The organism is Cobetia sp. D5, assembly GCF_035666195.1.
GTDB classification, from domain to species: Bacteria; Pseudomonadota; Gammaproteobacteria; order Pseudomonadales; family Halomonadaceae; genus Cobetia; species Cobetia amphilecti.
Genome location: NZ_CP142020.1, coordinates 2,334,065 through 2,348,007, shown reverse-complemented (window position 1 = coordinate 2,348,007; position 13,943 = coordinate 2,334,065). Strand labels below are relative to the sequence as shown.

The window sequence follows — 13,943 nt, the reverse complement described above, 5'->3', positions numbered from 1 at the left end:
ATGCTTATTCATATAAATCAATGCATCGGAGCACCGCAATGAATCGCCCTCTCAAGCAGCTCGCTTTCGTGATCGCCTCTGCGGCTATCGTGTCCAGTGCACAAGCACGTGACCAGGTTCGCATCGTCGGTTCCAGCACCGTCTATCCCTTCTCGAGCTATGTGGCGGAAGAGTTCGGTGTCACCACGGATCATCCCACTCCGGTCATCGAGGCCACGGGTTCCGGTGGCGGCATGAAGCTCTTCTGTGAAGGTGCCGGCAGCAACACCCCGGATATCACCAACGCCTCGCGCCGCATGAAGGCCTCCGAATTCGAGCGCTGTCAGGAAAATGGCGTGACCGACATCACCGAAGCCTTCATCGGTTATGACGGCATCGCCTTCGCGCAGTCCAACACCAACGACGTAGCCGCCTTCACGCTGGAGCAGATCGCGCTGGCGGTCGCGGCTCAGGTTCCGGTCGATGGCAAGCTGGTGGCCAACCCCTATACCCGCTGGAACCAGATCGATTCCAGCCTGCCTGACCGCAAGATCACCATCTATGGGCCGCCCAGCACTTCCGGTACGCGCGATTCCTTTGAGGAGCTGGTGCTGGAAGCCGCCACCGAAGAGATGGACGGCTATGGTGGCGAAGGCTACTCCAAGGTGCGCAACGATGGCGTCTTCGTGCCGGCCGGCGAGAACGACAACCTGATCGTGCAGAAGCTGTCGGAAGACACCGAGGCCTTCGGCGTCTTCGGCTATTCCTTCCTCGAGGAGAACGAAGACTCGCTGAGCGGCGCGACCATCGACGGCATCGCCCCGTCTCCCGAGGCCATCTCGGAAGAGACCTACCCGGTCGCACGTACCATGTTCTTCTACATCAAGAATCAGCACGCGGAAGAAGCCCCGATCATGTATGACTACGCGGACCTGTTCATGAGCGAGAAGATGGTCGGCAACCTGGGCTACCTGAAAGGCATCGGCCTGATTCCGGCGCACGAAGAAGCGCGCAAGGCGGCGCGTCAAGCCGTCGCCGACAGGAAGCCCCTGACGCTTTCGGACCTGCAGGGCTGATGACGTGAGCCACGCGGTGCGGCGGTCGAGCGCATCGTGAACGCAGCGAGTGGCGATCTTCGCGGGCTGGCGTGGTGTGTCTGGCAGTTGCCGGTCACTGCGCTGGCCCGTTCGCGTCTGTTGCAGGCTCTGTTGCAGGTGTTGTTGCAGGGTTTGTTGCAGAAAGTGTTCTGAAGGTGGGGCGCCGAGGCCTGAAAGGCTACTGACATCAGTTTGTTATACAAGCGCGGTACTTCTGATATGCGACCCTATGGTAAGGTAAAATTGCAGCTCTGGAGATGAGTCATGTCCAAACAGCGAGTGCTTTTTCTGTGCAATGCCAATTCTGCCCGCTCCCTGATGGGGGAGGCATTGCTGCGCAACATGGCGGGGGACGAGTTTGACGCCTTCAGTGCCGGTGTCGCGCCTGATGCCCCGCAACAGCATGCGTTGGCCGCTCTGGCGCGCGCCGGGGTGGATAATTCAGGTCTGGCGAGCGAGTCGATCGATCGCTACCGCTCTCAGTCCTTTGATGCCGTCATCGTGCTGTGTCAGAAGGCGCAGCAGCAGTGTCGCCAGTGGGATGGCCAGACCGATGAGCTGTTGTTCTGGGATATCGAAGACCCGCGCAATGAGGATACTGCGGTGTCCTATGGGCGGGCCTTGAACGAAATTCGCACGCGCTTGCAGCTGTGGTTGGCGGCACGCTCACATCATTGAATCAGGTGGAATTCTGCATTGTCTCTTCTGACCCCGACACGTCTTTTCAAATGCCTCAGCGACGATACGCGCCTTGTGCTGATGTTGCTTATCCATGCAGAAGGCGAGCTTTGCGTATGCGAGATGACCTACGTGTTGCAGGAGTCGCAGCCCAAGGTATCGCGCCATCTGGCCCAGTTGCGCAATTGCGGTCTGCTGCTGGATCGCCGCCAGGGACAATGGGTCTACTACCGTCTGATGCCTGACCTGCCGTCCTGGGTATTGCCGGCGCTGGTCGCGGCGGCGGAAGGGAGTCAGCACCGCATGGCACCGTTGCTGGCGCGCCTGGCCACCATGGAAGGGCGCCCCAACCGCGAATGCTGAGCCGCTGTTGGTACCGCCATTGCCGTTATACAAGAACGCCGCCCCGGATTCCGGGGCGGCGTTCTTGTTGAGAGCACATCAGGGGCTGATCAGACCGGATCGACGGCGTGCTGCTCGGTCTCGGGGTCATGGCGACGATGGCGCAGTTCGATGCCCTTGAGCAGGTTGCGCAGGATCTGGTCCTTGCACTCGCGGTAGTGGCGATGATCGGGCTTGCGGAAGAAGGCAGACAGCTCGGACTTGGTGATCAGCTCGAAACCGGCCAATGCCAGCAGCTCGAGCATGTCGTCATCCTTGAGCTCGAAGGCGATCTTGAGCTTGCGCAGAATCACGTTGTTGTCGAGACGCTTTTCAGGCGCCGGCTGGGCGCCTTCGCGCTTGCCGCGACGCACGTTGATCAGGCCATTGAGGAACCTGGCCAGGTCGATGTCCTTGATGCGCTGCTGAGCCTCATCATCATCGCGCTTGAGCCAATCGCTGATCTGGGCGCGTGAGACCTCGTGGTTCGCGGCAGCGAAGGTGTTGATCATGTCGGTGTCGGAGAGGTTCAGCGCGTAGCGCAGGCGACGGATGATGTCGTTATTGGTCACGGGCGTGGTTCCGGTCGTGAAGAGTGTCAATGGGCGGCAGGCGGCTCAGTCGGCACAGCAGAACTGATGCCCAGGTGCCGGCCAGCAAGGCCGCGGATGGCGCGCAGCATACCAGATCAGGCGGGCGGTTCGCTCCACTGCAGGCGATGGGGATCGAATCCGGCGCACAGGGTCGGCTTGATGATGTCGAAGTAGGGCGAGATATCGAAGTCGCAGGGTGCAAACAGGCTGTGATGGCGGATATGCAGCAATTCCTGATAGCAGTGCAGGCATGCCGGGTCGCTGGAGGGCAGGACGTCACTGTCTGGCAGGATGGGATAGCGCACGGCCTGGAAGGCCTCGGCGATCAGCGATGAGCAGATCGCACGGGTCGGGTCGCCGCTGCCCAGTGCCAGCATGCGGCGCCGATAGCGGCTTGGCACCGGTGGTGTGCGAATCAGATAGCGAGCCAGATCGACGATGTTGCGCAGGTCATATTGATGGCCCAGCCGCGCCTCGGCATGGGCGATCAACGCGCTGATCTCCTCCTCCGTGAGTCCGACCGGGCGGCAGATGCGCGTGTGCTGATGCCAGTAATGGTTGAGGGGGACGCGGCGCACCCCGGCGGTGACGTCCGCTTCCAACAGGCAGTCGCCCCTGACCGGGCGACCTCTGCTGTCCAGCGGCGTGCGCACGCAGAGCGCGGCGTGAGACCAGGTCGACTGAGTGAGGTAGCGAATGGCGGTGCTGATACGCGAGGAGCCCTCGACCAGCAGGACATCGCCGCGCCGCAGGGTGGCAGCCAGCTTTTCCGGTGATGACGTGGCGCGATGCGCCGGCAGCTGGCCCGGCGCCGTGAGATGACGCGCCAGCCGCGTGCCCAGCCAGTCGAGTCCTCGCATGCCTGCCTCCCGTATGGCTCAACCCTCATCAGCCAGTCTGGGACCTTTTGGAGAATTCAGCCAAATGCCATCTCAGGCATGTCGCGCTCAGCGACCTGGCTTCGGCACGTCCTGATGACTGACATTCTCGTCACTGGCGGTCTCGCTGGCCTCGGCCTGGTCGTCGGCGTCCGGCTCCGGGGCATCGAGTGTCTCGTCGGTGTCCTGGGCGGGCGTCAGCGCCAGTTCGGTGAGCAGCGGGAAGTGATCGGAGCCGAAGGCTTCCATGCGCGCCACGCGCACCACACTGAAATGCTCGCTATGGAAGAGGTGATCCAGCGGCCAGCGCAGCAGGGGAATGTTGGCGTGGAAGGTGTTGAACATGCCACGGCCCACGCGGGGGTCCAGCAGGCCGGACAGCTTGCGGAACAGGCGCGTGGTACGAGACCAAGCCACGTCGTTGAGGTCGCCGGTGACGATCACCGGTTGCTGGCTGTCGGCGACGCTGCGCGCCACGATGATCAGCTCGGCATCCCGCTCGGATGACTCGTCATTCTCGGTCGGGCTGGGCGGCGCCGGGTGCAGGAAGTGCACTCGCACGCGGTCACCGCTGGCCAGTTCCAGTTGCGCATGCATCGACGGCACATCCTCTTCGACCAGGTAATCGATGCTGGCGTCATGCAGTGGCAGGCGTGAATAGACATGCATGCCATAGAGGTTGTCCAGCGGGCATTTGAGGGTGTGCGTATAGCCGTATTGCTCGCTATCCGCCTCGAGCACGTCGAGCCGCTGCTGCCACCAGTCATCGGATTCCAGCGTCACCAGCACGTCGGGCTGTTCGCGTTCGACGATGGCCAGCAGCTTGTCACTGTCGTGATTGCTGGTCAGGACATTGGCGGTGAGCAGGCGGACCTGACGCTGCCGGTCGTGCTGTCTGGTGCGCGCGGACTCGCAGGGAAAGAGGCGGGTATAGGGCACGATCCAGTGTGCCTGATAGACAAGTCCGGCCACGGCGATCACGGCCAGAGACACCCTGAGCCCGAAGGAGAGCTCGGACACCGCGAGGTCGGCGATCAACAACATCGCCCACAAGGCGGCCAGCTGCAGACGGGGGAAATCCATGATGCGCACCGACCAATGGCGAATACGCGTCAGTGGCAGCAGGGTGAAGGCTGCCATCAGCAGCGTCAGTACGCCGAGTAGCGTGGGGATCATGGTGGCTCCGGTGGCAAAGAATGGGGCGGGAAGTCGAACGCTCAAGCGTCAGACATGGTGGCGACATGCCTGACACTCAAGTCAGGACGCTGTTCTCACGAGGCAACCCGCCGCTGACGCCACAGGCGTGAGATCCATTGCCAGCGATTGATCAACAGGGCGGTGAAGATGAGGCCGCAGCCGGTCATCTGGATCAGGGTCATGCGCTCACCGAACCAGGCGGCCGACATCAGGGCGGCCCAGACCGCTTCCAGCATCAGGATGACCGAGGCGTGGCTGGGCGTGGTCAGGCCCTGTGCGTAGATCTGCAGGAAGAAGCGCAGCGTGCTGGCGATCAGGGTACTGGCCAGGAACCAGCTCAGGATGTCGAGACTGATGCCTGCGGGCCAGCTCTCGCTGAGTGCCGAGAGTATCAGGCAGGTGACGCCGGTGGTCATCAGCTGGATGGCCGTCAGCGGCAGGGCCGGGATATTGCGCACCAGGCGTGAATTGAAGTTGAACACCAGTGCGAACAGGCAGGCGGCGCCGAAGATGAGCCATTGAGCGGGCTCGATGGTGAAGCCATCGGTCGCGCCGGGCTGACCCATGCCGAGCAGGGCGAAACCGAGCAGGGCGGTGGGCAGTGCGATCCAGGTGCTCAGCGGCGGTCTGTCCTTGAACAGCAGTCGTGCGAGCACCGGCACCAGCAGGATGCCGAAGCTGTTGATGAAGGCGATCACGCCCAGTTGATCAGATAGTGCGACCCCCAGCGACCAGCAGGCCATGGCGCCACCGAACAGGACACCGACGCCGCTGGCGCGCAGCTTGCGCGCGGTGGATAGCTGTCCCAGTGAGCGCGCATCGAAGATGGCCAGAATGAGCCCCGCAAGCAGGAAGCGACTGCCGATGAACAGCAGAGGGGGCATGCCGGCCATCGCCTCCTTGGAGAATATCCAGCCGGCGGCGGCGATGATGGTGACCAGCAGGAGCAGCAGATCGGCCTTGAGGGGCGAGCGGGAGGGGGTCGTCTCGGAGGAGAGGCTCATGGGGAAGGCGGGAATCCTTTATTCGTTGCTTCGCAAGTGATAACTATCCTATCAAGCTGGCGCAGTGGCTGCTGGCCTTTATCGGAACGCGAAAATCCGCCAATGCGTCTTGAAAGCCGCGCGACTTTCGACGTTACGCTGCGCATCATGCAGACACGTTTCTTTTTTCATTGGATGGCCGGAGGTTGAATGGCATCGACACCGCAAGATGAGGTTCGCGATCCCTCGCATGAGCCTTCCGGGCAGCACGCTCACGATCATTCCCATGGTTCCGACCCTTCAGACGGTCACTCGCATGGCGATTCACACGTTCATTCACACGGCCACTCACATGATCATTCGCACGGTCATTCACACGGGCACCACCATGATCATGCGCCTGAGGTGACCGCCGACAGCGAGCGACGCGTCAAGCTGGCCATGTATCTGACGGGCGGCTTCATGCTGGCGGAGGTGGTCGGCGGGCTGGTCGCGGGCTCACTGGCCCTGCTGGCGGATGCCGGGCACATGCTCAGTGATACCGTGTCGCTGGCATTGGCCTGGGGCGCGTTTCGCCTCGGGCATCGGGCGGCGACCCGCAAGCTGACCTTCGGCTATGCACGCTTTCAGGTGCTGGCCGCATTCGTCAATGGCCTGACCCTGCTGGTGATCGGGGCGGCGATCGTGGTGGCCGCCATCAAGCGGCTCTGGCTGCCCTCCGAAGTACTGGCGGGGCCGATGCTGGCCATCGCCGTGCTCGGACTTGTCGTCAATATCGCGGCATTTCGTATCCTACATCAGGGCGATCAGGACAACCTCAATCTGCGCGGCGCGGTACTGCACGTGATGGGGGACCTGCTCGGCTCGGTGGCAGCCATCGTCGCCTCGCTGATCATCATGACTACCGGCTGGAATCAGGCAGACCCGCTGTTGTCAGTGCTCGCGGCGGTGCTGATATTGCGCGGTGCCTGGTCGTTGGTGAAGCGGTCGGCGCACACCTTGCTGGAAGGCACGCCTGAGCAGCTCGACCATGCCGATATCCAGGCGGGCGTCCTGGCGCTTGAGGGCGTGGAGAGCGTACATGACCTGCATCTCTGGGGGCTGACGCCTCAGTCGCCGATTGCCAGCCTGCACGTCGTCGTGGCCGCCACCAGCGTGCCCGGCGATGTGCTGGAGCGTGTTCAGGCCTATCTGCGCGACGGCCATGACATCTCGCACGTCACGGTTCAGCTGGAAGGTGAGGCATGCCTGCAGGGCTGCGTGACGCGCTGATGTGATGAGGGCTATCAGCGCGCTGGTTGAGGGAGGGAATATCGCAAGGGCAAGCATGCGAATCTCTGACGCAAAACGCCCCGCTGAGAAGCGGGGCGTTGTTCGTTGCCGCGAAGGGACTGGAGTGAATCATCCGCTGCAGTTTCTTCAGCTCTTCAGCCTCTTTAGCTGTTCAGCGTCGCGTTGCACCTCAACGCTCAGCGGCCAGTGCTTGGCGAGTCAGGACTGAGCCTCTCAGTGCTCAGCGACATAGACGGTGCGGATGTTCATGAAGGCACCGAAGCCATACTCGCTCTGCTCACGGCCATAGCCACTGCCTTTGACGCCGCCGAAGGGCAGCTGGGCGAAGGGCGTGGTCGGACGGTTGACGAAGCTCATGCCGGCCTGAAGTTGACGAGAGACGCGTTCACCCCGTTCGTCGTCCTTGGCCACCACGGTGCTGCCCAGGCCATAGGGGCAGTCGTTGGCAAGCTCGATGGCATGCGCTTCGTTGTCGGCGACCACCACGGAGGCGACCGGACCGAACAGTTCTTCATTGAAGGCCGGATTGCCCTGGGTGACATTGGTCAGCACCGTCGGCGGATACCAGGCGCCGTCGCGATCCGGAATCTCACCACCGCATTCAAGCTTGGCGCCTGCCTTGATGGCGCGCTGGACCTGGTCATGCAGGTCATCGCGCAGGTCCTTGCGAGACATCGGGCCGATATCGACCCCTTCGCTCATCGGGTCATCCATGCGCATGTCCTTGACCTTCTCGATCAGGCGCTTGGAGAAGTCTTCGGCGAGGGACTTGTCGACGATCAGGCGCTTGGACGCGGCGCAGCTCTGGCCGGTGTTGTCGAAACGCCCGGCGATGGCGAGATCCACCGCACGCTCGATGTCGGCGTCATCCAGCACGATCAGCGGGTCGATACCGCCCAGCTCCAGCACGCTTGGCTTGAGCGCCGCGCCTGCCTGCTCGGCGACCTTGCGACCTGCCTCTTCACTGCCGGTCAGGGTGACGCCCTGCACGACAGGATCATTGATGATGTCTTCGATCATCTCCGAGCCCACCGGCAACCAGGTGAAAATACCCTCTTCAAAGTCGGCCTTGTGGAACAGTTGGGTGATCAGATCGGCACACCCCGGGACATTGGACGCGTGCTTCATCAGGCAGACATTGCCGCCCGCCAGGGCCGGAGCCGCGAAACGGATGACCTGATAGAGCGGATAGTTCCACGGCATCACGCCGAGGACGGCGCCGATGGGGTCCTTGACGATCTTGGCACGCACGGCGCCGTTGACATCACGCTGCTCGGTTTCCATCAGCTTGGGCAGGTTGTCGGCATAGAAGCGCGCGATGCTTGAAGAAATCTGCGTCTCGCTGATGCCCTGATCATAGGGCTTGCCCATCTCATGGGCGATCTGCGTGGCGATTTCCTTCTGATGCTCATCGATCAGGTCCGCCAGAACGGTGAGGCGCTGCGCACGATCCTGCACGGTGGTCTGGCTGAAGCTCGAATACGCCTTGTGCGTCTGCTCCAGTTTCTGCTGAACCTCTTCCTTGCTCAGCGTGGCGTATTCCTTGAGAACCTTGTCATTGGCCGGATTGGACGCGGTCAGTGTCTTGTTGCTCATCTTGCCTCCCTGGTGGGTGCTGGTTCAGCAAGTGACTGAATGGGGATCGCGAGGGGTCGAGATCGGCCCTTGAGCCAGTCACTTCATTGGCTACACATCAGGACTTGGAGATATTGCCTGAGGTCTTCAAGGGGCTGGGGACTATTGCGTCGGGTCACCTCAGTGTTGCCATATGAGCACGCTGCTGGCCCTTGAAAAGCCAAAGGTGTCATCAGCGCTCGATCGCGAAGCGGTCAAATGTGAGCCTGCCGAACAGGCTGCCAGCATGCGACAATGGGCGTCTGACGTCCGTGCGGGGCCAAGCTTGCCGCGCGCCGGGCCATCAACATGAGTGCAAGCGTCACAAGGAAGAGGAAGTCAGCGTGTTCAACAATATTCTGGTGGTGTGTACCGGCAATATCTGTCGCAGTCCGGTCGGCGAGTCACTGCTGAAGCAGGCGTTGCCTGGCAAGACGGTGCACTCGGCGGGTGTGGGCGCACTGGTCGATCACCCGGTCGAGCCCACGGCAGCACGCTTCGCCCTCGAGTCAGGGCTCGAGCTCGATGAGCATCGTGCGCGCCAGGTGTCGGTCGAGATGCTGACGGCTGCAGACCTGATTCTGGTCATGAGCGATGGCCACCGCCGCGCCATCAACCAGATGGCACCGCAGGTCAGTGGCAAGACGATGCTGTTCGGTCGCTGGCTGGCGGGCGGCCAGGGGGAAGAGATTCCCGATCCCTATCGCAAGAGCGAAGAGGCCTTCCGCCATGCGCACCAGAAGCTGGTGGAAGCGGCTGCGCTGTGGGTCAAGAAACTGATGTAATCAATATTCTGTTTTTAAAAATATTTTATGGATTTTCCCGCCGAGCGTCGCGTGGAGCAGCTGGACTGGCGTCGCTCCGCCAGTGGTCTGGAACGCAGGCTGCTGCAGGATAGCCCGGTGGTGCAGGCCGATCTGGACGTGCAGCGCCAACGGGTCAGCGCGCTGCAAGCCGAGCAGGCGACCGGTCAGCTGGAGGCGGCATTCGCCGGCAAGGTGCACTCGCTCAACCCTGCCTTGCGAGAAGGGGGCTGGGTCGGTGAAGGGGAGCGGGTGATGACGCTGCGCAATCCCCGGCAGGTGACCCTGACGGCCTGGGTGGAAGAGGAAGAGGTGCTGCGTGTCGATGAAGGTGCCAATGCCTGGTTCTATCCGCTGGCGCCAGTAGACAAGCCGCTGGAAATGCGCGTGGTCAGCATCGAACCTCAGGCAGTCGCAGTGTTTGAGCAGCCAGAAATGGCCGCGCCCTACGGTGGGGAGTTGAAGGTTCGCGAGGGCGAGGAAGGGCAGCTGGAACTGATGCGCAGCCTCTATCGGGTCACGCTTGAGCCAGTGGACTTCTCGCAGGCGCTGGCACTCTCGATGCCTGGCCGGCGCGGCATGGTCAACGTAGAGACCGAGCCGCGCAGCCTGTTGAGTCGAACCTGGCGTGAAGTGGTGGGAGTCTGGCGTCGCGAATCCGGTTTCTGATACCGCTATTCTCCCTCCTGCACCCTGCACCCTGCACCCTGCACCCTGCACCCTGCACCCTGCACCCTGCACCCTGCACCCTGCACCCTGCACCCTGCACCCTGCACCCTGCATGCTGCATTCTGAATAAGAGCACAGAAGCCCAGCCTCCGAGTGGCGTTTGCCGCTCGGAGGCTGGGCTTCTCTGGTCTGGTTCTGGAGAGCGGACTTCTGGATACAGGGCTTATGGAGAGGGTTTGGAAAGAGGGCTTTGTGTGGTTTCGAGGAAATGCCGCGCTCTGCTCTATTCCGCGCTCCGCCTTGATTCGGCAAGCCCTGATTCAGCCGGCCTTGGGAGCAAGAGGCTGCGCCACGCGAGCGTCATTGACCCGTGAGATCGGGCTGGAGCCTTTGCCCTCAGCATGCCCCTTGCCGTGGCCGTCATCGGTATTGGAGCAGATGGCGAGTGTCTCGAGTGGCTCCGGCATGCCCAGCGCATAGCCCTGCACATAGTCGGCGCCGATGGTGGCGACGGAGGCGAGCACTTGCGCACTTCCCACGAATTCCGCCACGGTCTTCATGCCCATTTCACGCGCGACCTCGGCAATGGCGCGGGCGATGGAGTAGGAGACGCGGTTGGTGTCCATGTCGCGAATGAAGGCGCCATCGATCTTCAGGAAGTCGACGGGCAGGTTCTTCAGGTAGCCAAAGGAGGACACGCCACTCCCGAAGTCATCCAGCGCCAAGGAACAACCGAGTGCGCCGAGTGCCTCGAAGAAGGCACGAGCGTCGCCCAGCCGCGTGATGGCGACGGATTCGGTGATCTCGAAACACAGCTTGTCACCCGGGATGCCACTGTCGCGGACCAGCGTGACCAGCAGGTCGCGAAAGCTCGGGCTGCTGATGGAATGCCCGGAGAGATTGAGTGACACCATGGTCAGTCGCTGGGCATGCTCAGGGTGCGCCGTCAGCCAGCTCAGGTATTGGCGAATGACATGTTCATCGATGGCGGCTGACAGGCCATAACGCTCCGCTGCAGGCAGGAAGGCGCCCGGCGCAATGATGGTGCCGTCCCGGCCTTTCAAGCGCACAAGCACTTCGTAATGTAGCTCGCAGAGCGGCTCGCAGTGCGGGTCGTTGCCAGGCTCTGCGTTGTCAGCTTGTGCAGTGGCGAGGGTGCTGACAATCGGCTGTTGGTAAAGCACCAGACGCTGTTCTTCGATGGCCGCGGTGATTTCTGTCAGCCAGTGCATTTCCTGCATGCGCCGAGCTACCTCGTCACCGGATTCACTGTGGCGATGAATGCGGTTACGCCCGGCATCCTTGGCTTCATAGCAGGCAGCGTCGGCGGCACTCAGCAGTTGGTGCGGGTCGTTGTGATTGCTGTCGATGCTGACGAGGCCAATGCTGGTACTGATGGTGAACAGCTTGTCTTCCCACATGAATCGGAAGTTGGTGACGGACTGGCGCATCTCTTCGAGCAGCGCCTCGGCGGCGTCCAGCGACATGTCTGGCATCAGCAAGCCGAATTCATCCCCTCCCAGGCGCGCGAGACGATCCTGCTTGCGCAATCCGGCGGCAATGACGTCGACCAGCTGGATCAATAGCGCATCGCCGGCCGAGTGGCCGCAGGTGTCATTGACGACCTTGAATTGGTCCAGATCGATGTAGGCGAGACAATGCAGTGCGCGAGTGGCGCGTGCATCATCGCAAAGTGTCGTCAGTTCACGCTTGAAGGCGCCGCGATTGAGCAAGCCCGTCAGGCTGTCGTGATTGGCCTCGTGAGCCATGCGCTGCGACATGGTGTGATTGAGCGTATTGTCGATCAGCGCCAGCAGCGTATAGCCATCCTGGTCTGGCGTCGCCTCGACCGCAGAGACACTGATCTCTGCATGCACCGAGTTGCCTGAGGCATGGATGAAGCGGCATTGCTGGGTAAAGAAGTCCTTGCGCTGCTCGATCAGCGCCTGATGTTGCTGCAGGAAGCTTTCCAGGTCTTCCGGCTCGATCAGTTCGCGTATCACACTCTGCGACAAGGTGGCGGCGGTGTAGCCCAGGATGCTCTCGAGTCGTTGATTGACGCGCAACAGCTGGCCACTGGTGCTCAGGTGCGCCATGCCGACAGCGGAGTGCTCGAAGGTGGCGCGGTAGCGTCGCTCGCTGGCTCGCAGGCGCTTCTGAGAGGCCTGTTGCTCGAATTCGGTCATGAGCTGTGAGATATGATCCGCCACCGAGGCCAGAAACGCCTGCTCATCCTCTGCCCATTCGCGTGGGGCATTGCTTTCCGTACAGCAGATGACGGCCACCACCTGGCCCGCCACACGGATCGGGCTGTCGATGATGGCCTTCACGCTGCAGCGGAAGGTGCCATCAAACAGCAATTCCTGGTTGGCCTTGGTCACATCGGCCAGGGCGAGAGCATGACCGGCATCCAGAGCCTCGAAATAGACCCGGTTCTGGGTGCGGGTAAGGCGAGTGGGGACTGTGTTATGCGTGGCATCTTGCGGCGGTGGGACCCACGCATCATGGACATGGGCCAGCGACAGGCAGTCGCGGTCTTCATTCATGTACCAGAAGCTTACCTTGCGTATCTGCAGTCCCTTGGCGACTTGCTCACATAACCACGGCAGCAGGCTGTCGAGCTGCGCGTTCTCATCGTGGCGGGTGTTGCCGAGCTCGATCAAGGCCGCTTGCTGACGTTCATAGCGGCGCAGCTTGTCGGCCTGGGCATCCTTGGCCAGATGCTGCTGATGGATATCCAGCAATGAGCCGATGAAGCGGTAGGGCGCGCCGTTTCTGACCTCGAATTGAGCGCGCAGCTCAAACCAACGATGATCTCCCTGCTGGGTGCGGATCAGCAACTCGCAATTGAAAGGCGTCCCGCTCAGTCGCTTGGCGTTGATCAAGGCCTTGAAGTCGTCACGCATGTCGGGCGCGACTCTCTCATGCAACGCCTCGAGTGCGGTATCGAGTGTGCCGGCTTCATACCCCAACTGGTTTTCCAGGCGGGTAGAGATGGTCAGTCTCTCGTTGCCTGTTTTCCATTCGATGATGCCATCGGAAATGCTGCGCAATATCCAGCTGGCCCGCGACTGACTGTCTGCGAACTCTGCATTGAGGTAGCTTTGATTGACCTGGCGTTTCAGCGCCTCGGTCGCCAGGCTCGCGAGCTTGTCCAGCCGGACGAGGACGTCCGGGCTGGGCAATTGTTGCCGCGGCTCAGCGTCCGCCAGGCTCATGCAGCCGATTATCTCGCCATTGTCTGCCTTGAGGGGCAAGCCGATGTAATAACGAATGCCGTCGGCAAGGACCGAACTGCAACCGGCGAGTTCCGGTTGTCGACGGGCGTCACACGTGATGAGGGGACTGGCTTGCAGTACCGCTGCGCCACACAGCGCATCGTTGATGGGGACGGACTCATGCACGTTGTCGTCCAGACTCAACCAGCGCTTGAGCTGCTCGCCATCACGCAGGTTGATCATCGCAATGGGAGCGCCAGCCAGGTCGGCAGCCAGTTCAAGGATCATCAGGGCCTGATGATCCTCTTCATGCCGCAATGTCTTGATCCAATTGGGAATAATGGATGTATCAAGCCCGAGAGAATCTGGCATCGTGTCGCAGCCTTCCCTGTCTGTAACGGTGATGGGGGATCAAGATCGCAGACTATCACAGTAAAGCGTTGCCTCACCGTTGTTGGGAGTTGAGAGCACTGAGAGCACGGAGGGCAGCAAGGGCGCTGGGGTCATGAGGATGCCGGGAGGGAGAGGCAAGGGCGTCAGGGATGGCTGTGACATAATTG

General features: G+C 61.7%; 12 protein-coding genes. 6 read left to right on the top strand and 6 right to left on the bottom strand.

All coding sequences use genetic code 11. The annotated features are described in order from the left end of the window. The first annotated feature begins 38 nt into the window (after nt 1–38). The 3 genes from U0O11_RS09800 (at nt 39) to U0O11_RS09790 (ending at nt 2,117) form a co-directional block, all read left to right on the top strand. Nucleotides 39–1,055, top strand: a complete 1,017-nt coding sequence (locus U0O11_RS09800; RefSeq protein WP_324689688.1) for a substrate-binding domain-containing protein — start codon at nt 39–41, stop codon at nt 1,053–1,055. A 285-nt stretch (nt 1,056–1,340) separates the two neighbouring features. Continuing rightward, complete coding sequence (locus U0O11_RS09795) at nt 1,341–1,754, top strand: arsenate reductase ArsC (RefSeq protein WP_324689686.1); 414 nt, start codon at nt 1,341–1,343, stop codon at nt 1,752–1,754. Between the two features lie 27 nt (nt 1,755–1,781). Further along, nucleotides 1,782–2,117 carry a metalloregulator ArsR/SmtB family transcription factor gene (locus U0O11_RS09790; protein WP_279833316.1) on the top strand — a complete coding sequence of 112 codons (336 nt, stop codon included), beginning with the start codon at nt 1,782–1,784 and terminating at the stop codon, nt 2,115–2,117. Nucleotides 2,118–2,206: 89 nt separating this feature from the next. Here U0O11_RS09790 and U0O11_RS09785 read toward each other — a convergent pair whose 3' ends face one another. The 4 genes from U0O11_RS09785 to U0O11_RS09770 form a co-directional block, all read right to left on the bottom strand. Further along, entirely contained in the window at nt 2,207–2,707 is a 501-nt protein-coding gene (locus tag U0O11_RS09785; protein ID WP_324689684.1) for a DUF1456 family protein, read from the bottom strand. Nucleotides 2,708–2,823: 116 nt separating this feature from the next. Next, nucleotides 2,824–3,588: a YiiX/YebB-like N1pC/P60 family cysteine hydrolase gene (locus tag U0O11_RS09780; RefSeq protein ID WP_324689682.1), complete on the bottom strand. Its 765-nt coding sequence runs from the start codon at nt 3,586–3,588 to the stop codon at nt 2,824–2,826. A gap of 87 nt (nt 3,589–3,675) precedes the next feature. Then, nucleotides 3,676–4,782 (bottom strand): endonuclease/exonuclease/phosphatase family protein, encoded by a 1,107-nt coding sequence (locus U0O11_RS09775; RefSeq protein ID WP_324689680.1) that lies wholly within the window; start codon nt 4,780–4,782, stop codon nt 3,676–3,678. A 95-nt stretch (nt 4,783–4,877) separates the two neighbouring features. Then, the gene (locus U0O11_RS09770) at nt 4,878–5,807 is read right to left on the bottom strand and encodes a DMT family transporter (protein ID WP_131432204.1); all 930 of its coding nucleotides are present in this window, start codon (nt 5,805–5,807) and stop codon (nt 4,878–4,880) included. A gap of 384 nt (nt 5,808–6,191) precedes the next feature. Between U0O11_RS09770 and U0O11_RS09765 the strand changes: the two genes are divergently transcribed. Continuing rightward, nucleotides 6,192–7,058, top strand: a complete 867-nt coding sequence (locus U0O11_RS09765; RefSeq protein ID WP_225346721.1) for a cation diffusion facilitator family transporter — start codon at nt 6,192–6,194, stop codon at nt 7,056–7,058. A gap of 234 nt (nt 7,059–7,292) precedes the next feature. Here the strand turns inward: U0O11_RS09765 and U0O11_RS09760 are convergent, their stop codons facing one another. Then, on the bottom strand, nt 7,293–8,675 hold the full coding sequence (locus tag U0O11_RS09760; protein WP_324689675.1) for an NAD-dependent succinate-semialdehyde dehydrogenase: 1,383 nt from the start codon (nt 8,673–8,675) through the stop codon (nt 7,293–7,295). A gap of 362 nt (nt 8,676–9,037) precedes the next feature. Between U0O11_RS09760 and U0O11_RS09755 the strand changes: the two genes are divergently transcribed. Both U0O11_RS09755 and U0O11_RS09750 read left to right on the top strand, forming a co-directional pair. Further along, nucleotides 9,038–9,478 (top strand): arsenate reductase/protein-tyrosine-phosphatase family protein, encoded by a 441-nt coding sequence (locus tag U0O11_RS09755; RefSeq protein WP_324689673.1) that lies wholly within the window; start codon nt 9,038–9,040, stop codon nt 9,476–9,478. 27 nt (nt 9,479–9,505) lie between these two features. After that, entirely contained in the window at nt 9,506–10,165 is a 660-nt protein-coding gene (locus U0O11_RS09750; protein ID WP_324689671.1) for an HlyD family secretion protein, read from the top strand. A gap of 320 nt (nt 10,166–10,485) precedes the next feature. On the opposite strand, the gene U0O11_RS09745 is transcribed toward U0O11_RS09750, so the two are convergent. Next, nucleotides 10,486–13,671, bottom strand: coding sequence for a bifunctional diguanylate cyclase/phosphodiesterase (locus tag U0O11_RS09745; RefSeq protein ID WP_324689669.1), 3,186 nt, complete (start codon nt 13,669–13,671; stop codon nt 10,486–10,488). Between the last annotated feature and the right edge of the window lie 272 nt (nt 13,672–13,943).

Excerpts from the sequence above, each read along its gene's own strand:
- U0O11_RS09800 (WP_324689688.1), top strand. The coding sequence starts at position 39 with ATGAATCGCCCTCTCAAGCAGCTCGCTTTCGTGATCGCCTCTGCGGCT.
- U0O11_RS09795 (WP_324689686.1), top strand. The coding sequence starts at position 1,341 with ATGTCCAAACAGCGAGTGCTTTTTCTGTGCAATGCCAATTCTGCCCGC.
- U0O11_RS09780 (WP_324689682.1), bottom strand. The coding sequence starts at position 3,588 with ATGCGAGGACTCGACTGGCTGGGCACGCGGCTGGCGCGTCATCTCACG.
- U0O11_RS09775 (WP_324689680.1), bottom strand. The coding sequence starts at position 4,782 with ATGATCCCCACGCTACTCGGCGTACTGACGCTGCTGATGGCAGCCTTC.
- U0O11_RS09770 (WP_131432204.1), bottom strand. The coding sequence starts at position 5,807 with ATGAGCCTCTCCTCCGAGACGACCCCCTCCCGCTCGCCCCTCAAGGCC.
- U0O11_RS09760 (WP_324689675.1), bottom strand. The coding sequence starts at position 8,675 with ATGAGCAACAAGACACTGACCGCGTCCAATCCGGCCAATGACAAGGTT.
- U0O11_RS09750 (WP_324689671.1), top strand. The coding sequence starts at position 9,506 with ATGGATTTTCCCGCCGAGCGTCGCGTGGAGCAGCTGGACTGGCGTCGC.
- U0O11_RS09745 (WP_324689669.1), bottom strand. The coding sequence starts at position 13,671 with ATGATCCTTGAACTGGCTGCCGACCTGGCTGGCGCTCCCATTGCGATG.